Origin of the sequence: Streptomyces sp. H39-S7, assembly GCF_027158205.1 — a bacterium.
Lineage (GTDB): Bacteria > Actinomycetota > Actinomycetes > Streptomycetales > Streptomycetaceae > Actinacidiphila.
The window spans coordinates 1-19,600 of record NZ_JAPVLU010000093.1 but is presented as its reverse complement, the minus strand read 5'-3'; the positions used below and the strand labels follow the sequence as shown (position 1 = coordinate 19,600).

Sequence of the window (19,600 nt, the reverse complement as noted above, 5' to 3'; positions counted from 1 at the left end):
CAGGAGGCGCTCACCGGAGACGTGGCCGACCTTCAGGGCGGCACCACCGCCGAGGGCATTCACCTGGGCGCCATGGCCGGCACGCTCGACCTCGTCCAGCGCGGCCTGACCGGCCTGGAGGTCCGCGGGGACGAGTTGTCGCTCGACCCGGCGCCCCTGCCGGAACTGTCGGAGTACAGTCTCTCCCTCCGCTATCGCAGCCACTGGGGCATCGGACTGGCCGTGCGCGCCGGCAGTCTGAGCATCAGCGTCCCGCCGTCCGACGAACCGCCGGTCGGCGTTCAGCTGGCGGGTCGCTCCCTGAGCATCGCCCCGGGCACCACCCGCACGCTCGATCTTCCGCACTGACCGGAGCACATGCTCTCCCGCCGCATCCGGCGGGGTACGCCCGTCCAGCTTGGCGGAGCCGATCGGCCACGGGAGGGGGCCTTGCGGCCCTACTCCCGCCGGCCGACGGCCGGAAGGCTGGACCCACATCACCGAGAGAGGTCCCCACCATGTTCCCCACCATCACCGCCGGCCTGGACGGTTCCCCCGAGAGCGTGGCCGCAGCCGACTGGGCGGCCGGAGAAGCGCGGCGCCGCGGTCTGCGCCTTCGTCTCGTCCACGCCGCCGAGTGGCAGCCCGACGGTGTCACCCCGCACACCCCGCTGGGCGGTCCCGGTCCTCCGCAGGGGCACTGGGGGGATCGTGTGCTGCGCGACGCCGAGGCGCAGGTACGGCTGCGCCACCCCGACCTGCCGGTCGACGGCGACCAGATATCCAACGAGCCGGTAGCGGCTCTCCTCGGCGCCGCGAGCGATACGGAGATGCTGGTCATCGGCTCACGAGGGCTGGGTGCCATCGCCGGTTTCCTGGTCGGCTCGGTCGCACTCGGGGTCGTGGGACGGGCCACCCGGCCGGTCGTCCTGGTCCGGGCCGGGGAACCGGGCGGCCAGGGGCGGGGCGCGGACAAGTCCGTGACCGGCCTGCCGGTGCCGCCCCGCGATGTGGTGCTGGGCCTCGACCTGAACAGGCCGAGCGAAGCGGTGATCGGGTTCGCCTTCGAAGCTGCCGCCGTGCGGCAGGCGGCACTGCGCGTCGTCCACGGGTGGTACCTGCCGGCCTACTACACCTTCGGGACTGCGGATGTCGCCGTGAACCAGGATGTCGGCGGGGAACTGGCCGAGCAGAAGAAGACCGCGCTGGCGGACGCCCTGCGCCCGTGGCAGGAGAAGTTCCCCGGAGTGGTGGTCACCGCGCAGGCGGTGATCGGCCGAGCCTCCCACCATCTGGTGGACTCCGCCCGCAGCGCCGGCCTGGTCGTCGTCGGTCGGCGCACCCGCGCCTCATCGCTCGGCGTGCACATCGGCTCGGTCACTCACGCGGTGCTGCACCACGCCGCCGCGCCGGTCGCGGTCGTCCCGCATGACTGAGCGCGGCCGGGCACGTCGAGTGTTCGGGGCACGTCCGCGGAGTGGTGGCCAGGGCCATCCGGCCCCGGTCCGGGACTCACGGCCCTATTGTGTGCGAGTGCCATGAGAAAGCATGGTCAGTGGGCGAATGGATCGTCATGACTGCACGGACGGTATTAAGGACCAAACGATGCACCGACACAACGGATTCCGCGAGTTGGATCGCCGGGAGAGCCTGCGTCTGCTGTCTCTGGTGACAATCGGCCGGGTCATCTACACCGAGGATGCCCTGCCGACCGTTCTGCCGGTGCACTTCCGCCTGGACTCGGACGGTTCGGTGCTGTTCCAGGCGTCTGCCGCTTCGCACATGGCTCGCGCGGTGCAGGGCGCGGTGGTCGCGTTCGAGGCGGACCACTTCGACGAGGCCGGGCACACCGGATGGAGTGTGGTGGTCACCGGCCGGGCTTCGGTGGTCACCAACCCGGTCAAGGAGGCACGCCTGCGGTCCAGCGGCCCGCGGCCGTGGCTGGAGACGGACGACGGTGTCTTCATCCATATCGAGCCCGAACTCGTCGCGGGACGCGTGGTCGACCGGAACGGATATGTCGCGACAGAGCGCGTGAAACTGTCTCCCGCCGACATGCCGTGATCGCGGCGGGTTCAGGACGAGTCCGTCGTGCGCCGGCTACCCCGTCAGCACAGGTGCGTGCCAGACGAGCGTGGTCCCCCCGTCCGGGGGGCAGCTCAACTCCATGTCTCCGCCCAGTTGCTGGGCGCGCTCGCGCAAGTTCCGCAGGCCGTTACCGGACCGTTCCGCCGGCAGGCCGACCCCGTTGTCGGTCGTCGTGAGGACGACCTGACGGCCGTCGGTCTCCAGGGCAACCTGCACCCGGGTGGCGTGGGCGTGCTTCGCGGCATTGGTCAGCGACTCCGCCAGCACCGCCAGTACATGGTCGGCGACCTCTTGGGGCACCTGGGTGTCCAGCAACCCCTCCATCCGCACGCTCGGGGTGAAGCCGAGAACCGCGGCGGAGTCCGAGACGACCCGCACCGTGCGGGCCCGAAGGGTGTGCTCCGCGCCGGACTCCCGGGACCGCAGACCGAAAATGGTCGACCGGATGATCTTGATGGTCTCGTCCAGGTCGTCCACGGCGCGCCGGACGCGTTCCGAGGCCTGAGGGTGCTCGATGAAGCGGCCCGCGCTCTGCAGCGTCATACCCGTGGCGAACAGGCGCTGGATCGCGAGGTCGTGCAGATCGCGGGCGATCCGGTCGCGGTCCTCCAGGAGCGCGATCTGCTCGGCGACCGTACGCCGTTCGGCCAGTTCCATCGCCACCGCCGCTTGACCGGCGAAGTTCTGCAGGGGCTCGATCTCCTCGTCGGTGAAGGCCGTTCCGCCGGCCAAGCGGACCAGGAGCAGGACGCCACGGGGACCGTCACCGGTACCGATGGGGACCGCGACCGCGGCCTCCAGCCGCTCCTCGCGCGGCAGGTCCGTACGGACCGACGTGTCCTGGCTGATGTTGTCGCTGGTCACGGGCTTGCCAGAGGAGAAGGCCGCACCCAGGAGGCTGCCCTCGACCGGCACGACCAGACCGCGCAGAGCGGGCGCATCCCTCCCGATGACCAGATCCACGGCGAGCGTCGCGGAATTCTCGACGGGCAGCGCGACGAGGGCCAGTTCCGCACCGGTGATCTCGCGGGCGCGCTCGGCGATGAGGCTGATGACCGCGCTGCGCGGGCTGCCGGCCATGAGCGTGTGCGTGATTTCCGCGTTGGCCTGGAGCCAGCGCTCGCGCCGCCTGGACTCCTCGTACAGCCGCGCCTTGTCGATCGCCACCCCGGCGGCCACGGCCAACGTGGCCAGGACGGACTCGTCCTCGGCGTCGAACTGCCCGCCACCGCGCTTCTCCGTCAGGTACAGATTGCCGAAGACGTGGTCGCGCACCCGGATCGGTACACCGAGGAACGAATCCATCGGGGGGTGGTTCGACGGGAAACCGTACGACGAAGGGTGATCGGAGATCCGCGGAAGCCGCAACGGGTGCGGATCGCGGATCAGAACGCCCAGGATCCCGTGCCCCGACGGGTACGGGCCGATCCCGGTAATCTGCGCGGGGGACATACCGACCGTCAGGAACTCGGCGAGCCGCTCACCGTCCGGCCCGATCACACCCAGGGCCGCGTACTCGGCCTTCACCAGCACGGCCGCCGCCTCGACGATACTGCGCAGCACCTGCTCCAGATCCAGCTCACGCCCGACGGAGAGCACCGCTTCCAGCAGAGTGCGAACCTGGTCCCTGGTGCCGCGCGCCGCGACCAGCCGGGTCTGCAGTTCCTCCAAGAGCTCGTCGAGTCGCACATGCGGGGACTGTCCGAGGCCCTCGTCGATGTTACTCACCGAAATGCCTCCAGGTGCATGGTGACGGGACGGGCAACAGCCGCCTCAGTCCCCTTCACCGTACTCGCCGCCTGACGCCGCGGGCACTGCCGGGCGCGTCGGGCGCCCGAAGAGCGCAGAATGGGAGGTATACGCCCGCGAAACAACCGGATCAGGGCCACCCGGCCCTGTCGCCACTGGGCCGTGCGCCGCAGACTGATCGGTGAGCGCGGTCCGGGGCCTGCCCGCTGGTCAGGGAATCCCGGCGCAGGATTCAGGAGCTTTGATGTCCGACAGTGACCGTCCCACCCCCGCGGCCGGGATCACGGTCTTCCTGCTCGACGACCACGAAGTGGTGCGGCGCGGGGTGCGTGACCTCCTGGACGATGAGCCGGACATCACCGTGATCGGCGAAGCCGGCACCGTCGAGCACGCCCTCGTCCGCATTCCCGCGCTCCGCCCGCAGGTCGCCGTGCTGGACGTGCGGCTGCCGGACGGTGATGGCGTGACGGTCTGCCGGGAACTGCGCTCCAGGATGCCCGACCTCATCTGCCTGATGCTCACCTCCTTCGACGACGAGGAGGCCCTCCTCGACGCGATCATGGCCGGCGCCTCGGGGTTCGTACTGAAACAGATCCGTGGCTCGGACCTGGTCTCGGCCGTCCGCACCGTCGCGTCCGGACAGTCGACACTCGACCCCAGCGCGGCGGCCCGGCTGATGGCCAAACTGCGCGGTGCGGAGGAGCCGGCCCCGGAACTGCAGGCGCTGCCCAGTCTGACCGACCGGGAGCGGGAGATTCTGGCGCTGGTCGGCGAAGGGCTGACCAACCGGCAGATCGGCCAACGGCTCTTCCTGGCGGAGAAGACGGTCAAGAACCACATCTCACGGCTGCTCGCCAAGCTCGGAGTGGAACGCCGGGTCCAGGCCGCCGTGATCGCGACCCAGGCCCAGGACCGGCTGACCATGGAAAGCCGGCACGACGCCGGCAGCCGACGGTGACCCTCGCGCTGGACGCGCGTTGCTCCTGCGTGGGCCGCTCGATGAACCACGCCTCGCCCCGCCACACGCGGTGACCGTGCCTTCGCCTTCCGTAGCCGGCCCGCCCGCGATGTCGCCCTGCCCGGGCCACCCTGCCGGCAGCTGAGGACGTTCGGCCCCTGCCCGCACCCGCACCCGAGCGTGAGGATGAAGGTGCAGGCGGGCCCGATGACAACCACAGCGGCGAAGCGCGACCACGCCTGCGGCACGTCGAAGACCGTGGAGCCGCGGAACGGACAGGGCGATGTCCACGACCCATTCCATCCTCGACTCCCTCACCACCGCACACCGTGACCGGCTGGTGGCGCTGTCCTCACCGGTCTCCTTCCCCGCGGGTGCACGCATCTTCGACGCACACCGGACAGCCACACGCTTCTGGGTCCTGGACCGCGGCGAGGTGGCCCTGGACCTGCATGTCCCCGGGCGTCAGGCGCTCGTGGTGCAAACCCTCTGCGCGGGCGAACTCCTTGGATGGTCCTGGCTGTTCCCGCCGTTCCGGTGGCAGCTCGGCGCCCAGGCGCATACCGCCGTGCAGGCCAGGGAGTTCCCGGCGGCGGCGGTTCGTGACCTGTGTGCGGCCGATCCCGCGCTGGGGCAGGAGTTCGTCCTGCTCTGCGCGGCGGTCATCGGGAAGCGGTTGCACTCCACACGCACCCGGCTGCTCGACCTGTACGGCCCCTTCGGCGTGAGCCACGGCAGCTCCGTATCGGTGGGCGGTCCGGAGGACGACAGCTGACACCCCGGTCGGCACCGGCCAGGAGTACCCACCGACATCCTCAGGGAAGCGATCGGTCATGAACCAGCAGACGAGAACAGACCCCGCCGCCGTCAGCCCGCGGCCTGCCGGAGACATGGGACGGCGGCTGGCGTCGCGCCGCGAGCACCTCGGTCTCACCCGCGAACAGGTGGCCGACCGGGCAGGTATGGCGACGCCCTATCTGGAGTATCTGGAGCAACAGCCGACCGCCGTCCCCAGCGCGGTCCTCCTCCTCGGCCTCGCCGACGCGCTGCAGACCACGGTGTCCGAGCTGCGCGGGGGCAGCACGAACCTGCCTCCCGGCCTCCAAAAGGCGGCCCGCCATCCGGAACTGGCGGAGATGACCCCCGAGGAGTGCCGGGCACGGCTGTCCACGCACGGGGTGGGACGTGTCGCCGTCACCGGGCACGACGGCCCCGCCATCATCCCGGTCAACTACCAGATGGTGGACGGGTCGCTGGTCTTCAGAACATCCGCGGAGTCCGCGCCCGCCCTGTCGATCGGGACCCGGGTCGCCTTCGAGGTGGATCATATCGACGAGGCCCTGAGCCAGGGATGGAGCGTGCTCGTGGTCGGCAGCTCCGAGCACGTCACGGACCCGGACACCGTCCAGGACCTCATCCAGCGGGCCCACAGCGGCCCCTGGGCCGGTGGCGACCGCGCCCTGTGGGTGCGGATCGGCCCGGACCGCATCACCGGACGCCGGATTCACGTCCGCTGACCCCGCCGGTCGCCCGGAACCCGCAACGAGGGCCGTTCGGCCCTGCGAGCATCCCTCTTCGGCCCAAGAGATGAAGCCCCACCGCGTCGCACAGTAGGAACGAGTCCGGTTCGGCGCTCGCGGAGGAGACGGATATGCCTGGCACCAACTCAGAGACGCATAAGGATACTTACCTGGACGCTGCCGAACTGGCGGCACTGGACGCGCATTGGCGGGCGGCGAACTATCTGGCCGTCGGTCAGATCTATCTGATGGCCAACCCGTTGCTCACCGAACCCCTGCTGCCGGAGCACATCAAGCCCCGATTGCTGGGCCACTGGGGCACCTCGCCCGGCCTGAACCTCGTCCACACCCACCTCAACCGGGTGATCAAGGCGCGCGACCAGGACGCGCTGTGCGTGTGGGGACCGGGACACGGCGGGCCGGCGGTGCTGGCGAACTCCTGGCTGGAGGGGACCTACAGCCGGACCTACCCCGACATCGGCCGGGACGCGGCGGGCATGGGCAAGCTGTTCCGGCAGTTCTCGTTCCCCGGCGGGGTCCCCAGCCACGTGGCCCCGGAGACGCCCGGGTCGATCCACGAGGGCGGGGAGCTGGGTTACTCGCTCTCGCACGCCTACGGAGCCGCGCTGGACAACCCCGACCTGCTCGTCGCCTGTGTCATCGGCGACGGTGAGGCCGAGACGGGCCCGCTGGCCGCCTCGTGGCACTCCAACAAGTTCCTCGACCCGGTGAACGACGGAGCGGTGCTGCCGATCCTGCATCTGAACGGCTACAAGATCGCCAACCCCGCCGTGCTGGCGCGGATCCCCGAGCCGGAACTCGACGACCTGATGCGCGGGCTGGGCCACGAGCCGATCCACGTCACCGGGGACGACCCGCTGCTGGTGCACCAGGCCATGGCCCGCGCGATGGACACCGCACTGGACCGCATCGCCCTCATCCAGCGCACCGCCCGCGAGGAGGGCGTCGGAGAACGCGCCCGCTGGCCGATGATCGTCCTTCGCACCCCCAAGGGCTGGACCGGTCCCGCGGAGGTCGACGGCCTTCCCGTCGAGGGCACGTGGCGCGCCCACCAGGTCCCGCTGTCCGGAGTACGGGACAACCCCGAGCACCTGCGCCAGCTGGAGGCGTGGCTGAAGTCCTATCGGCCGGCCGAACTGTTCGACGAACGTGGCCGGCCGCGCGATCAGGTGCTGGAATGCCTGCCGGACGACGAGCGGAGGCTCGGCGCGAGTGCGCACGCGAACGGCGGTCTGCTGCTGCGGGACCTGCCGATGCCGGCGCTGGAGCGGTACGCCGTTCCCGTCGACAAGCCCGGCGTGACCCTCCATGAGCCGACGCGCGTCCTGGGTGATCTGCTGGAGACGATCATGGAGGACACCGCGGAGCGCCGTGACTTCCGGCTGGTCGGCCCGGACGAGACTGCCTCCAACCGGCTACAGAACGTCTACCGGGCCACGGGCAAGGCGTGGCAGGGCGAAACCCTGGAGGTCGACGAGCACCTCGACCGGCACGGCAGGGTCATGGAGATCCTGTCCGAACACACCTGCCAGGGCTGGCTCGAGGGCTACCTCCTGACCGGCAGGCACGGGCTGTTCTCCTGCTACGAGGCGTTCGTCCACATCGTCGACTCGATGGTCAACCAGCACATCAAATGGCTGCGGGTCTCCCGGCGGCTGCCCTGGCGCCGTCCCATCGCGTCGCTGAACTACCTGCTCACCTCGCACGTGTGGCGGCAGGACAACAACGGCTTCTCCCACCAGGACCCCGGTTTCATCGACCACGTCCTGAGCAAGAGCCCGGAGGTCGTACGGGTCTATCTGCCCCCGGACACCAACACCCTGCTGTCGGTGGCCGACCACGTGCTGCGCAGCCGCGACTACGTCAACGTCGTCGTGGCCGGCAAGCAGCCCTGCTTCGACTGGCTCTCCCTGGAGCAGGCCCGCGCGCACTGCGCCCGCGGCGCCGGCGTCTGGCAGTGGGCCGGCACCGAGGACGGCGCCGGCGAGCCCGACGTGGTGCTGGCGTGCGCCGGGGACGTTCCCACGCTGGAAGTCCTGGCTGCCGCGCAGCTGCTGCGCGTGCATCTGCCGGAACTGCGGGTGCGGGTCGTCAACGTGGTCGACCTGTCCCGGCTCCAGCCGAAGGAGGAGCACCCGCACGGCATGCACGACGCCGAGTTCGACGCCCTCTTCACCCGCGACAAGCCGGTCGTCTTCGCGTACCACGGCTACCCGTGGCTCATCCACCGGCTCGCCTACCGTCGTGCCGGCCACGCGAACCTGCATGTGCGCGGCTACAAGGAGGAGGGCACCACCACCACACCCTTCGACATGGTGGTCCGCAACGACCTCGACCGCTACCGCCTGGTCATGGACGTCATCGACCGCGTTCCCGGCCTCGCCGTCCGCGCCGCCGCCGTCCGCCAGGACATGGAGGACGTCCGGCTGCGCCACCACTCCTGGATCCGCGAACACGGAGTGGACCTGCCCGAGGTCGCCGACTGGACCTGGACCGGCTGACACCGTCCGCACGGAACAACCACCCGAACCGCCGAGTGGAGGGAACCCCCGTCATGCTGATGGCCCACCCCGCCGTACTGCGGAACCTGCTGGAACGGTACGACGCACTGCGCCTACTCGCCCGCTCCGACGCCGTGGATCCCTCCGTCCAGCGGCAACTCCAGGACACGGTCTACACGTTGTGCGTCTCCACCGGCACCCGTGTCATCGGGGCGGCGCTCATCGCGGCCCGCGAACAGACCCGGCGGGGCTCGACTGCCCCTCCCCCACCCACCGCCGTCGGCTAGGTCCTTCCGGCCGAGCCATATGCGGCACACACACGGCGGCCGGCCCGACAGCCGGCCGCCCTCGATTCCAGGAGATGGACCATGCCACAGCAGACCGGGGAACACACACGACGCGTGGTCGTCGGAGTCGACGGATCGGAGTGCTCCAAGTCGGCGCTGAAATGAGCGATGACCTACGCACGGCTCACCGACACCACCGTCGAGGCGATCACCACCTGGCAGAACCCCGACACCTATATCTACAGTTACGGTTGGGCGCCCGGGTCGATCGATACCAGTGAGATCGCGGCGAGCGTCCGCAAGGAGCTCGACGCGGCCGTCGCGGAGGTGTCAGGACAGGTCGACCGGCCCGTCGAGGTGCTCACCCGCGTCGTGGAGGGACATCCGGCAGAGGTGCTCCTGGAGGCCTCGGCCGGAGCGCGGCTGCTGGCCGTGGGCAGCCGGGGGCACGGCACCTTCGCCGGAATCCTCCTCGGCTCGGTGAGCCAGCACTGTGTCCAGCACGCACCGTGCCCGGTGGTCGTCATACCTGAATGAGGTGTTGGCCGGGCGGCGTCCCGACAGCCCGAACCCCGCCGGCCCGGCGCAGCAGCCGGGCCGGCGGGGTCGTCAGTGCGCGAGCTCCGCAGTCGTGCCTGCCGTGACCCCGGTGCCCGCGTCCGACGGGCCGCCGGGGACGACGACGGTCCCGGCGTCGCCGGCGAGAACCGCGGCGGCGGCGTCGAGCGCTCCGATGGCCGCCGGCCGGCCAGTGGTCCCGACGAAGTGCCGGCATGCCGCGATCTTGGGTCCCATCGACCCCGCGGGGAAGTGCCGTGTTTCCCGCGTGTCCAGGGTCAGTCGGCGCAGCGGGGTGGCCTGCGGTGTGCCGAAGCGCTCCATCACCGCGGGCACGTCCGTGAGGATCAGCAGCCGGTCCGCCTTGACGGCCACCGCGAGAAGAGCGGCCGTCGCGTCCTTGTCGACCACCGCCTCAACGCCCCGCAGCTGACCGGCACCGTCCTCGGCGACCGGGATCCCGCCGCCTCCCCCGCAGATGACGATGGAGTCGTGGTCGAGCAGCCGGTCGATCGACTCCTGCTCGATGATCCGCTGGGGCGCGGGTGAGGCGACGACTCGGCGCCAGCGGTCGCCGTCCGCAGCGATCGTCCAACCGTGCCGGTCGGCGAGTTGCCGGGCCTGCTCGTACGGGTATCCCGGGCCGACGAACTTCGCCGGGGTCGTGAAGGCGGGGTCGGACGGGTCGACCAGCGTCTGCGTGACCAGGCTCATGACCGGCTTGCTCACCCCCGCGTTGCGCAACGACCGGGCCAGCCAGTAGCCGATCATGCCCTGAGTCTGCGCGACCAGCGCGTCGAACGGGTACGGGTGGGTCAGTTCCGGGTCGTTCTCGCTCTCCAGGGAGAGCATCCCGACCTGCGGGCCGTTGCCGTGACAGATGATCAGCTCGTGCCGCAGCGCCAGCGGTGCGAGGGCCTGGGCGGCAGCGCGGATGTGGTCGACCTGCACGGTGGCGTCGGGCCTCTCACCGCGCCGCAGGAGGGCGTTGCCGCCGATCGCGACCACGATGCGCATCTCAGGCACCCAGCGCGGCGACGAGGACGGCCTTGATGGTGTGCAAGCGGTTCTCCGCCTGGTCGAAGACCACGGAGTGCCGTGACTCGAAGACATCGTCGGTGACTTCCGCGCCGTCGAGACCGAACCGGTCGAACAGCCGCCGGCCGAGCTGCGTGCTGCGATCGTGGACGGAGGGCAGGCAGTGCAGGAACTTCGTGTCGGGTTTACCGGAGGCCAGAAGCACCTTCTCGGTGACCCGATAGGGCAGCAGCTGCGGTATGCGGGTGCTCCACTGCTCGTCCGACTCCCCCATGCTGACCCACACATCGGTGTAGACGAAGTCGGCGCCCGCCACGCCCCGCTCGACATCCTCGGTCACCAGCACGCGCGCCCCGCTGGTCACCGCGAGCCGGTCGGCCTCGGCGATCACGTCCTCCGGGGGCCACAGGTCGCGGGGGGCGGCGATGCGGACATCCATGCCGAGCAGTGCGCCGGTGATCAGCAGCGAGCGGGCCACGTTGTTGCGTCCGTCGCCCAGGAAGCAGTAGGCGATCTCCTCGACGGGGCCGGGGTGGTGCTCGGTCATGGTGAGGATGTCGGCGAGCATCTGGGTGGGGTGCCAGGAGTCGGTGAGCCCGTTCCACACCGGGACGCCGGCGTGCTCGGCCAGTTCCTCAACGGTGTCCTGGGCGAATCCGCGGAACTCGATGCCGTCGAACATCCGGCCCAGGACCCGGGCGGTGTCACGGATCGACTCCTCACGTCCGATGTGGGAGCCCTCCGGCCCCAGGTAGGTGACGTGCGCGCCCTGGTCGTGGGCGGCGACTTCGAAAGCGCAGCGGGTGCGCGTGGAGCTCTTCTCGAAGACCAGCGCGATGTTCCTGCCCGTCAGCCGGGGGCGCTCGGACCCGTTCGCCTTGGCTGCCTTGAGCTGCCCGGCCGCGGTGATCAGCGCCAGGAATCCCGCCTTGTCGAGGTCGAGCTCCTTCAGGAGGGAGCCGGGCCGGTGGTGGGTGACGGTCGTGGGCGTCGGAAGGCGCATGGGGGCAGTCCTTACAGAGGGTTGGTCGTGGATGGTGGCGGGTTCGCCGGGGCGCGGGCCGCCGGCGGGGTCAGACGCCGTCACGCCGGGTGGGGCAGGTCATGCACCGTGCCCCGCCCCGGCCGCGGCCCAGTTCGCTGCCGGGGATGCTGATGACCTCGATGCCGTTGTCCCGCAGCATCGTGTTGGTCACGGTGTTGCGTTCGTAGCCGACCACCACCCCGGGTGCGACGGTGAGGAAGTTGTTGGCGTCGTCCCACTGCTCGCGCTCGGCCGCCCGCGCGTCCTCGTCGGCGGTGAGCACGCGAATCTTGTCCAGGCCCAGGGCATCGGCGATGGTGGCGAACAGGTCGTCCCGCCGCTCGACGTGCAGGCCCGCCGTGTCGTGCTCGACGGTCTCCTGCTCGTCGGCGGGGGTGATCACCCAGGTGCGCAGGGTCTTCGGGTCGAGGTAGGGATAACGGACGAAGGTATCGACATCGATCATCGTCAGAACGGTGTCCAGATGCATGAACGCGTGCGACTTGGGCAGTTCGACGGCGATCACGGTGGTGGCCTGCCCGCTGCGGAACAGCTCGCGGGCCAGGATCTCCACCCCCGTCGACGTGCTCCGCTCCCCCATCCCGATCAGGACGACCCCACGGCCCAGGACGTGAATGTCACCGCCTTCGAGGGTGGCCGGCTGATGGTTGGTGTCGTCGTTGCCGTAGTACACGGGGAAGGTCGCGTCCGCGAACAGCGGGTGGAACGTGTACACGGCGCGACTGTGCAGCGACTCGCGCTGCCGGGCGGCCTTGGCCATCGGGTTGATCGTGACACCGCCGTAGATCCAGGCCGAGTTGTCCCGCTGGAACAGCGTGTTGGGCAGGGGCGGGAGAACGAAGTCGTCGAGGTCCAGGGTCTGCCAGCGCAAGCTGCGCACCCGCAGGGGAGACAGGTCGGCACGGGTCACTCCGCCGATGAGCAACTCGGTGAGGGTCGCGGAGTCCGTGTCGTCCGCAAGTCGGCGCAGTGCCGGCGCCAGGGTGGGGCCCACCAGTTCCGGAGTGCAGATCCTGTCCAGGACAAAGGCCCGTGCCTCCGGACGCTCCAGCGTCTGCGCGAGGAGGTGGTCGAAGTGGTGGACCGTCGTGCCGCGGTCCCGCAGTACCTGGACGAAGATGTCGTGCTCCTCGCGGGCCTTGGCGGCCCACAGGACGTCGTCGAAGAGCAGTTCGTCGCAGTTGCCGGGCGTCAGGCGGTTCAGCTCCAGCCCGGGGCGGTGGACGATGGCCTCGCGCAGCGGGCCGACCTCGGAATGCACACCGAAGGTGCGGGTCATGGTGGTCTCCTTGAGGGGCGGTGAAGATCGGGGGCCCGTTCCGGAAGGTGCCGTGGACCGGGTCACGTCGTGTGCCCCGCCGGGGTGTCCGCCGGAGCCACGGGCTGGGCCGGACCGGCGGCGGCAGGTGTCAGGGACGGCTCGCCGGCCGGGATCACGGGGGTCTCGCCGTACTCGTGGCGGGCGGCCTTGAGCCAGATGTAGACAGGCAGACCGAGGAGCAGGCAGAACAGCCCGTAGTAGACGGCCTGGTAGCCGCTGCCGGCGAGGGACCAGAACGAGAAGGCCAGGGCGACGGCGGACACCCCGCAGTCGCGGAGCAGGTGCGGCCACCGGGTCTGGCGCCCGCGGGTGAGCAGCCAGTACAGCTGGGCGCCGGCACTGAAGATGTAGGGGATCACGGCGGTGACCACCGAGAGCAGGACGAGGGTGGTGAAGACCTTCTCGAACTGGCTGTAGCTGACAGCCGTCAGGACGGATGCGAGCAGCGTCGAGCTCACGATCCCGAACGCCGGAACCCCCTTACGGGTACGACCGAACGCGGCAGGGAACAGGCGGTCCTTGGCCGCGGCCATCGGCATTTCGGCGACGATGAGGGTCCAGCCGATCAGGGCGCCCAGTCCGGAGACGATCGCGGCGATCGCAACGGCCTGGCCGGCCCAGCGGCCGCCGAAGATGGCATCCGCCGAGTCGGTGAACGGCGCGGCGGACTTCTGCAACGCCGCGTTGGAGACGGTGCCGAACACGGTCACCGTGCCCAGGATGTAGACGATCGCGCAGCCGACGGTACCGAGTACCGTCGCCCGGCCCACGTTGCGGTGCGGGTCCCGTACCCGCCCCGCGGCCACCGACGCGGTCTCGATCCCGAGGTAGCTGAACAGGGCGATGGCCGCGGCGGCGGAGATCGCCGCGCCGGCGGAGGTGCCACTGGCGTTGAAGGCCCCGAAGTTGTGCGCCTTGATGAACAGCAGTCCGACGGTGGCCATGAACAGCAGGGGGACGAACTTCAGCACCGTGGTGACGATCTGGGTGACCGCCATGTTCCGAACCCCGGAGAGGTTGATGAGGGCCGGTATCCACAGCCCCACCAGGGCGATCACGATCGACCAGGTCTTGGCGTGGCCGGTGTTCCAGAACACCTCCACGTACCCGACCCAGGCCACGACGATGGCCGCGTTGCCCGCCCACGCGGTGATCCAGTAGGACCACGCGTTGAGGAAGCCGGCGAAGTCACCGAAGGCGTCCCTGGCGTAGACGTAGGGGCCGCCGGACCCCCGTACCCGCTTGGACAGCGCCCCGAAGGTGAAGGCCAGGGCCAGCGCCCCGATGGTGACGAGCACGAACGCGACCAGGCTGATGGGCCCGTAGGGAGCCAGTGCGGTGGGCAGGGCGAACACACCGGTACCGATCACGGAACCGATGACGAGCGCGGTCGCGGTCGGCAGCCCGAACATCCCCTTCCCGGGTGCCTGGCCGGGTGGACCGGACGGCGTCTCGTCGTCGGTCGGCGTGGTGTTGACCTTGTCGGTCACGGGTCCGTCCTCACTTCTGATCACTGTCGAGGGCGACGGATCCGCCGTCGATCGGTAGGGGTGCGGCGTCGGCGTCACCGGACGGGACAGCGTCCTGCGAACCGGAGCCGGGGCCCGGCCGGTCGCGTTGACCCGCCTCAGGTGCGGTTGCTACTTGCCGTTCGCGCGAGGACTGCCGTTGGCGGAGAGGGTGAGAGCCTCGGTCGTCGCGATGTCGACGACGGCGGGATGGGTGACCGGCGGGGCTTCCCCGTTCTGGGCCGTCGGCGGGGCGACCGGGATCGCCGCCGCGGTCTCACGGGCCAGGAAGGACCCGAGTTCGCCGATGGTGCTCATCAGCGGGGCCGGGAAGACGACGGTGGTGTTCTTGTCCACGCCGATCTCCACCAGGCTCTGCAGGTTGCGCAGTTGCAGGGCCAGCGGGTGGGCCATCATGACGTCCGAGGCGTCACCGAGGGCCGCGGCGGCCAGCGACTCACCCTCGGCATTGATGATCTTCGCGCGCTTCTCCCGCTCGGCCTCGGCCTGACGGGCCATCGCCCGCTTCATGCTGTCCGGCAGCTGTATGTCCTTCAGTTCCACCAGCGTCACCTGGACGCCCCACTCGACCGTGGTGACGTCGAGGATCTCGCGGATGTCCAGGTTGATCGTGTCGGTCTCCGACAGCGTCTCGTCCAGGGTGTGCTGGCCCACGACCTTGCGCAGCGTGGTCTGCGCGATCTGGTCGATCGCCGCGTACACGTTCTCGATGGCGACCACGGATTTCACCGGGTCGACGACCCGGAAGTAGGCGACCGCGGACACGTCGACGCTGACGTTGTCGCGGGTGATGATGCCCTGCGACTGGATCGGCATGGTGACGATCCGCAGCGACACCCGGTGCAGGACGTCGACGAACGGGATGATCAGCCGCAGGCCGGGCTCGCGCTCCCCGAGCACCCGGCCGAGCCGGAACAACACCCCCTGCTCGTACTGCTTGACGATCTTCACGGCCATCGCGCAGATCAGCAGGAGGAACAGGATCACGACAGCAATGATCAGGACGGGCATGGCGTGCCTCGGTTCGATTGGCGGGTGAGAGCGTCACCGGGGGCCGTGGTCGTCAGGCGTACCGGTGCGTCTCGCCACTTCGGAGCACGGCCGGATCGCCGTCTGCCCTCATCCTGCTGGGGCCCCGAACCGAGGTGGAGGGCCTGCTGGGGCCGGAAGAGGGGCCGTTGGTCCTACGGGTGGCAGGGCTGAACGGCTACCGGTCCCGGGCGCGATGCGAGGCCCGGCAGTGCTGAAGCGCATCGAGGAGTTCCCCGGCAACGCACCGGGAACCGGCGGCCTGATGGCGTTCAAGGACTCCAACTGGCTGATGTCCATCGTGGTGCCCGCTGCGCCTTCGAAGCGCTGGAGACCGCGTTCGGCTGAGGAGTCGCGGCCGGTTCAGCCGGATTTCCCGCCGCCCCGACCGAGGGCGGCCGCATGGTCGGGCACGTAGGTCTGCAAGTCGCGCGGCGGCCGCTCGTAGCCGGTGGACGGCGGGCGCGGCGGCAGTTCCAGCGACGGCCGCCGCACCTCGCGGTACGGGACAGCCGACAGCAGATCGCTGATCATGTTGATCCGCGCGCTGCGCTTGTCGTCACTCGCGACGACGTTCCAGGGCACTTCGGGGATGTCGGTGTGCACGAACATCTCGTCCTTGGCCCGTGAGTACGCCTCCCACCGGGTGACGGACTCCAGGTCCATCGGGGACAGCTTCCAGCGCCGGGTGGGATCGTCGAGCCGGGCACGGAAGCGCTCCTCCTGTACGGCGTCACTGACCGAGAACCAGTACTTGCGCAGCAGGATGCCGTCCTCGACCAGCATCCGCTCGAAGATCGGGCACTGGTGCAGGAAGCGTCCGTACTCCTCCTTGGTGCAGAAGCCCATGACGTGCTCGACGCCGGCGCGGTTGTACCAGCTGCGGTCGAACAGCACGATCTCCCCGGCGGCGGGCAGCTGCTCCACGTAGCGCTGGAAGTACCACTGCGTGCGCTCACGCTCGGTCGGCGCGGGCAGCGCGGCGATCCGGGCGACCCGCGGATTGAGGCGCTCGGTGACGCGCTTGATGGTGCTGCCCTTGCCCGCCGCGTCGCGCCCCTCGAAGATCACCACCAACCGCACACTCTCGGCCCGCACCCATTCCTGCAGCTTGACCAGTTCCGTCTGCAGCCGGAGCAGCTCGCTCTCGTACACCCGTCGCGGCAGCCGCGCCTGACGCGGGGTGCTCGTTCGGGACTTCTTGCCGGATGCCACGGCGGCCTCCATCGGAGAGCGGGTGCTGAAGGTACTGAGGATCCACGCTAGGGCCTTTCGGCGATGCGGGCCGGTTGGACCCCCGTACCGGGTCCGGGTGGCCCAAGCGCCCGGCCCGGCACCGGGCCAGGCTGTACCTGAGGGAGCGGCCACCGGCGCCGCCGGGCGCGTTCCCGCGGCCCGGGATTCCCGGGCGGAAACGGTGGAAGGCCGCTGGACGCGTTCGACGAAGGGAACGACCATGAAGGCATTCGTTTTCCACGGCCCGGGGCAGTCCGCGTGGGAGGACGTACCCGACCCGGGTATCCAGGACCCCGATGACGCGATCGTCCGCGTCGATGCCGTCACCATCTGCGGTACGGACCTGCACATCCTCAAGGGCGACGTGCCCGATGTCCGGCCGGGCACGGTCCTCGGCCACGAAGCCGTCGGCGAGGTCGTCGCGGTCGGCAGTGGCGTTCGTACGGTCCGGGCCGGCGACCGGGTCCTGGTCTCCTGCATCTCCGCCTGCGGACGCTGCCGTTTCTGCCGGGAGGGCGCCTACGGGCAGTGCCTCGGCGGCGGTGGCTGGATCCTCGGCCACACGGTGGACGGCACGCAGGCCGAGTACGTCCGGGTACCGTTCGCCGACCTGTCGGTGCACCCGCTACCCGCCGCGGTGGACAGCCAGGACGCCGTTCTGCTGGCCGACATCTATCCCACGGCGTACGAGGTCGGCGTACTGAACGGGCGGGTGGGTCCGGGCGACACGGTCGTCGTGGTCGGCGCCGGCCCCATCGGACTGGCCGCCATCACCACAGCCCAGCTGTTCTCGCCGGGCAGGATCATCGCGGTCGATCTCGCGCCCGCCCGGCTGGAAGCGGCCAAGCGCCTGGGCGCCGACACGGTGGTGAACGCCTCGGAGAACCCCGAGCAGCTGGTCTCGGACCTGACCGGCGGATTGGGAGCCGATGTCGTCATCGAGGCGGTGGGAGTGCCGGAGAGCTTCGAGATGTGCACCCGCATGGTGCGCCCCGGCGGGCACGTGGCCAACGTCGGAGTGCACGGCAAGCCCGCGACACTCCATCTGGAAGCCCTGTGGAGCAAGAACCTGACGATCCGCACCGGACTGGTCGACACCTACTCCACCCCCGCCCTGCTGCGGATGATGGCCGCCGGAAGACTGCCCACGTCATCCCTGGTGACGCACGACTTCGAGCTGCACCGCATGGAGGAGGCGTACGACATCTTCTCCCGAGCCGCCGACACCGGCGCACTGAAGGTCGTTCTGCGCAGCGGACCCGCGAAGCACCGGACATGACCGCTCGGGATCCAGGTCGCCGTCCGGCCGCCCGCCTGGAGTCCGGACGGGCGGCGCTGCGCGTGAACTCCATCGAGGACGACGGCAGATAGACATCGTTCGGATGCGGCCAGGGCCGCATCCCACGGGGCCGGCCCTGGCCGCATCCCACGGGTGTGCCCCTCAGATGGCATCCCACGGGGCCGCGTGCGCGGTGGGATGCCGGGCCGACCCGATGTCGGCCATCAACTCGCCGGTGCTCTGCCTGTTGTGCACATCGGCCGCCGCGGACATCAGCCGGGCAGCCCGCTCGGGGTCGCACTCGGGCGGCACGACCAGCAGGTCCCAGCGCCCGACGGTGTAGGAGAGCAGCAGCAGATCGTCGGGCTCCTGCTCGGCGTCGAACCATCCGACACTCACGGTATGGATCCCTGCGGGCACCTTTTCCGGGATCTCCGGCCACATGCGGACGTTCACGGCGACACGGGTTATGCGGCCCCAGCACTCGTCCAGGCCCGCGACCAAGGACGGCAGTTCACTGGCCAGGTCACGCGAGCGGGGCCACCAGGCACCGTCCACCATCCCCCGATCGGCGCAGCGCGGTTTCAGCAGTATTCGGGTCGCGGGGGTGGCGGTCGGCTCCGGGTGCGGTGCCGGCAACAAGCTGATGGTGGTCATGATGGGAACCTGTCCCCGGGTCCGGGACCCGGTGTCGTGTTGAGCTGGGTCAGGAGGCTCGGACATGGGACCCTCCGGAAAGTGGTCGTGCCGCGGTCGATGGGGTACCGCGCGGAGTCGTGGAGTGGTGTGCGGTCGTCTCCCGCTCACTGCCCAGCCTCACAGGCGCGGCCACGGAAGCAGAGGGGCCTTGCAGGTCCCCCCGGGGGGCCGAACGGCCCGTTCCTCCCTCACCTCATCGACGGTCATGCCGCGCCCGTCGCGCAGCTTCCCTGCCCGACTCACAATCGCCGCGACCTCCGCACCGATCAGGGCCGATCGGCACCCACGGCTGGCCCGGCCAGCCCCTGCGCGCTGCCCCCCGTCCGCAGGACCGTGGAACGGAACCCGAGGAGAGGGACCGTGATGACGGACACCGCACACCCCGTGCAGAAGACCCACGCCCTGCTGGCCGACGGCAGGACCGTCGCGATACGGCCCACCCGGCCGGAGGACCATGCCGCCGTGGTGTGGCTGTTCGACCGGCTGGCGGCCGAGAATCTGCGACTCCGGTTCCTCGGAGCGAGCCGCCGGGCGGGCCGGCAGGCCGCCGACCGCGTCTGCGCTCCCCCCACGCCCGGCCACCGCGCGCTGCTGGCCCTGCTCGCGGGACAGGTCGTCGGTCTCGCCGAGTACGAGACCGGGACCGACCCCTGCTCCGCGGAGATCGCCCTGACCGTCGCCGACGACCTCCACCACCAGGGCGTGGGAACCCTGCTCCTGGAGCATCTCGTCGACCGAGCCGGACAGGACGGAATCACCACCT

Annotated in this window: 20 protein-coding genes; 12 read left to right on the top strand and 8 right to left on the bottom strand. The window is 70.2% G+C overall.

Annotation, left to right across the window (positions count from 1 at the left end):
- The 3 genes from O3X23_RS42230 to O3X23_RS42220 all read left to right on the top strand — a co-directional run.
- The coding region (locus O3X23_RS42230; protein ID WP_331284017.1) for a glycosyl hydrolase family 65 protein at positions 1 to 348 on the top strand (348 nt) is incomplete at its 5' end.
- Between the two features lie 149 nt (positions 349 to 497).
- Positions 498 to 1,415, top strand: a complete 918-nt coding sequence (locus tag O3X23_RS42225) for a universal stress protein (protein ID WP_269280096.1) — start codon at positions 498 to 500, stop codon at positions 1,413 to 1,415.
- 169 nt (positions 1,416 to 1,584) lie between these two features.
- A complete protein-coding gene (locus tag O3X23_RS42220) occupies positions 1,585 to 2,043 on the top strand; it encodes a pyridoxamine 5'-phosphate oxidase family protein (RefSeq protein WP_269280100.1) in 459 nt (152 codons plus the stop codon).
- Between the two features lie 36 nt (positions 2,044 to 2,079).
- Here the strand turns inward: O3X23_RS42220 and O3X23_RS42215 are convergent, their stop codons facing one another.
- On the bottom strand, positions 2,080 to 3,795 hold the full coding sequence (locus tag O3X23_RS42215) for a sensor histidine kinase (protein WP_269280092.1): 1,716 nt from the start codon (positions 3,793 to 3,795) through the stop codon (positions 2,080 to 2,082).
- A 265-nt stretch (positions 3,796 to 4,060) separates the two neighbouring features.
- On the opposite strand from O3X23_RS42215, the gene O3X23_RS42210 reads away from it, so the two are divergent.
- The 6 genes from O3X23_RS42210 to O3X23_RS42185 all read left to right on the top strand — a co-directional run bounded on the left by O3X23_RS42210 (position 4,061) and on the right by O3X23_RS42185 (position 9,640).
- Positions 4,061 to 4,774, top strand: coding sequence for a response regulator (locus O3X23_RS42210; RefSeq protein WP_269280090.1), 714 nt, complete (start codon positions 4,061 to 4,063; stop codon positions 4,772 to 4,774).
- A gap of 283 nt (positions 4,775 to 5,057) precedes the next feature.
- A complete protein-coding gene (locus O3X23_RS42205) occupies positions 5,058 to 5,549 on the top strand; it encodes a Crp/Fnr family transcriptional regulator (protein WP_269280087.1) in 492 nt (163 codons plus the stop codon).
- Between the two features lie 58 nt (positions 5,550 to 5,607).
- On the top strand, positions 5,608 to 6,291 hold the full coding sequence (locus O3X23_RS42200; protein ID WP_269280084.1) for a helix-turn-helix domain-containing protein: 684 nt from the start codon (positions 5,608 to 5,610) through the stop codon (positions 6,289 to 6,291).
- A gap of 134 nt (positions 6,292 to 6,425) precedes the next feature.
- Entirely contained in the window at positions 6,426 to 8,816 is a 2,391-nt protein-coding gene (locus tag O3X23_RS42195) for a phosphoketolase family protein (protein WP_269280082.1), read from the top strand.
- A 53-nt stretch (positions 8,817 to 8,869) separates the two neighbouring features.
- Positions 8,870 to 9,103, top strand: a complete 234-nt coding sequence (locus tag O3X23_RS42190; RefSeq protein ID WP_269280079.1) for a DUF5133 domain-containing protein — start codon at positions 8,870 to 8,872, stop codon at positions 9,101 to 9,103.
- Positions 9,104 to 9,271: 168 nt separating this feature from the next.
- A complete protein-coding gene (locus O3X23_RS42185) occupies positions 9,272 to 9,640 on the top strand; it encodes a universal stress protein (protein WP_269280076.1) in 369 nt (122 codons plus the stop codon).
- Between the two features lie 72 nt (positions 9,641 to 9,712).
- Here the strand turns inward: O3X23_RS42185 and O3X23_RS42180 are convergent, their stop codons facing one another.
- From O3X23_RS42180 to O3X23_RS42160, 5 genes are all read right to left on the bottom strand, one after another.
- The gene (locus tag O3X23_RS42180; protein ID WP_269280073.1) at positions 9,713 to 10,678 is read right to left on the bottom strand and encodes a carbamate kinase; all 966 of its coding nucleotides are present in this window, start codon (positions 10,676 to 10,678) and stop codon (positions 9,713 to 9,715) included.
- Between the two features lies 1 nt (position 10,679).
- Positions 10,680 to 11,702 carry an ornithine carbamoyltransferase gene (gene argF / locus O3X23_RS42175; protein WP_269280070.1) on the bottom strand — a complete coding sequence of 341 codons (1,023 nt, stop codon included), beginning with the start codon at positions 11,700 to 11,702 and terminating at the stop codon, positions 10,680 to 10,682.
- A 70-nt stretch (positions 11,703 to 11,772) separates the two neighbouring features.
- Positions 11,773 to 13,023 carry an arginine deiminase gene (locus O3X23_RS42170; protein WP_269280067.1) on the bottom strand — a complete coding sequence of 417 codons (1,251 nt, stop codon included), beginning with the start codon at positions 13,021 to 13,023 and terminating at the stop codon, positions 11,773 to 11,775.
- Positions 13,024 to 13,085: 62 nt separating this feature from the next.
- Positions 13,086 to 14,477, bottom strand: coding sequence for an amino acid permease (locus O3X23_RS42165; protein ID WP_443048144.1), 1,392 nt, complete (start codon positions 14,475 to 14,477; stop codon positions 13,086 to 13,088).
- Between the two features lie 228 nt (positions 14,478 to 14,705).
- The gene (locus tag O3X23_RS42160) at positions 14,706 to 15,581 is read right to left on the bottom strand and encodes a slipin family protein (RefSeq protein WP_269280062.1); all 876 of its coding nucleotides are present in this window, start codon (positions 15,579 to 15,581) and stop codon (positions 14,706 to 14,708) included.
- Positions 15,582 to 15,819: 238 nt separating this feature from the next.
- On the opposite strand from O3X23_RS42160, the gene O3X23_RS42155 reads away from it, so the two are divergent.
- A complete protein-coding gene (locus tag O3X23_RS42155) occupies positions 15,820 to 16,041 on the top strand; it encodes an oleate hydratase (RefSeq protein WP_269280056.1) in 222 nt (73 codons plus the stop codon).
- Here O3X23_RS42155 and ppk2 read toward each other — a convergent pair.
- The gene (ppk2, locus tag O3X23_RS42150) at positions 15,987 to 16,838 is read right to left on the bottom strand and encodes a polyphosphate kinase 2 (protein ID WP_269280053.1); all 852 of its coding nucleotides are present in this window, start codon (positions 16,836 to 16,838) and stop codon (positions 15,987 to 15,989) included. The two genes, O3X23_RS42155 and ppk2, sit on opposite strands and share 55 nt — an antisense overlap.
- Before the next feature lie 241 nt (positions 16,839 to 17,079).
- On the opposite strand from ppk2, the gene O3X23_RS42145 reads away from it, so the two are divergent.
- Positions 17,080 to 18,138 (top strand): zinc-dependent alcohol dehydrogenase family protein, encoded by a 1,059-nt coding sequence (locus O3X23_RS42145; RefSeq protein WP_269280050.1) that lies wholly within the window; start codon positions 17,080 to 17,082, stop codon positions 18,136 to 18,138.
- Between the two features lie 162 nt (positions 18,139 to 18,300).
- Here O3X23_RS42145 and O3X23_RS42140 read toward each other — a convergent pair whose 3' ends face one another.
- Complete coding sequence (locus tag O3X23_RS42140; RefSeq protein WP_269280047.1) at positions 18,301 to 18,795, bottom strand: DUF5994 family protein; 495 nt, start codon at positions 18,793 to 18,795, stop codon at positions 18,301 to 18,303.
- A 405-nt stretch (positions 18,796 to 19,200) separates the two neighbouring features.
- On the opposite strand from O3X23_RS42140, the gene O3X23_RS42135 reads away from it, so the two are divergent.
- The coding region (locus tag O3X23_RS42135) for a GNAT family N-acetyltransferase (protein ID WP_269280044.1) at positions 19,201 to 19,600 on the top strand (400 nt) is incomplete at its 3' end.

Coding starts and splice junctions, on each gene's coding strand:
- O3X23_RS42225 (WP_269280096.1), top strand. CDS start 498: ATGTTCCCCACCATCACCGCCGGCCTGGACGGTTCCCCCGAGAGCGTG.
- O3X23_RS42220 (WP_269280100.1), top strand. CDS start 1,585: ATGCACCGACACAACGGATTCCGCGAGTTGGATCGCCGGGAGAGCCTG.
- O3X23_RS42210 (WP_269280090.1), top strand. CDS start 4,061: ATGTCCGACAGTGACCGTCCCACCCCCGCGGCCGGGATCACGGTCTTC.
- O3X23_RS42205 (WP_269280087.1), top strand. CDS start 5,058: ATGTCCACGACCCATTCCATCCTCGACTCCCTCACCACCGCACACCGT.
- O3X23_RS42200 (WP_269280084.1), top strand. CDS start 5,608: ATGAACCAGCAGACGAGAACAGACCCCGCCGCCGTCAGCCCGCGGCCT.
- O3X23_RS42195 (WP_269280082.1), top strand. CDS start 6,426: ATGCCTGGCACCAACTCAGAGACGCATAAGGATACTTACCTGGACGCT.
- O3X23_RS42190 (WP_269280079.1), top strand. CDS start 8,870: ATGCTGATGGCCCACCCCGCCGTACTGCGGAACCTGCTGGAACGGTAC.
- O3X23_RS42185 (WP_269280076.1), top strand. CDS start 9,272: ATGACCTACGCACGGCTCACCGACACCACCGTCGAGGCGATCACCACC.
- O3X23_RS42180 (WP_269280073.1), bottom strand. CDS start 10,678: ATGCGCATCGTGGTCGCGATCGGCGGCAACGCCCTCCTGCGGCGCGGT.
- argF (WP_269280070.1), bottom strand. CDS start 11,702: ATGCGCCTTCCGACGCCCACGACCGTCACCCACCACCGGCCCGGCTCC.
- O3X23_RS42170 (WP_269280067.1), bottom strand. CDS start 13,023: ATGACCCGCACCTTCGGTGTGCATTCCGAGGTCGGCCCGCTGCGCGAG.
- O3X23_RS42165 (WP_443048144.1), bottom strand. CDS start 14,477: ATGTTCGGGCTGCCGACCGCGACCGCGCTCGTCATCGGTTCCGTGATC.
- O3X23_RS42155 (WP_269280056.1), top strand. CDS start 15,820: ATGCGAGGCCCGGCAGTGCTGAAGCGCATCGAGGAGTTCCCCGGCAAC.
- O3X23_RS42145 (WP_269280050.1), top strand. CDS start 17,080: ATGAAGGCATTCGTTTTCCACGGCCCGGGGCAGTCCGCGTGGGAGGAC.
- O3X23_RS42140 (WP_269280047.1), bottom strand. CDS start 18,795: ATGACCACCATCAGCTTGTTGCCGGCACCGCACCCGGAGCCGACCGCC.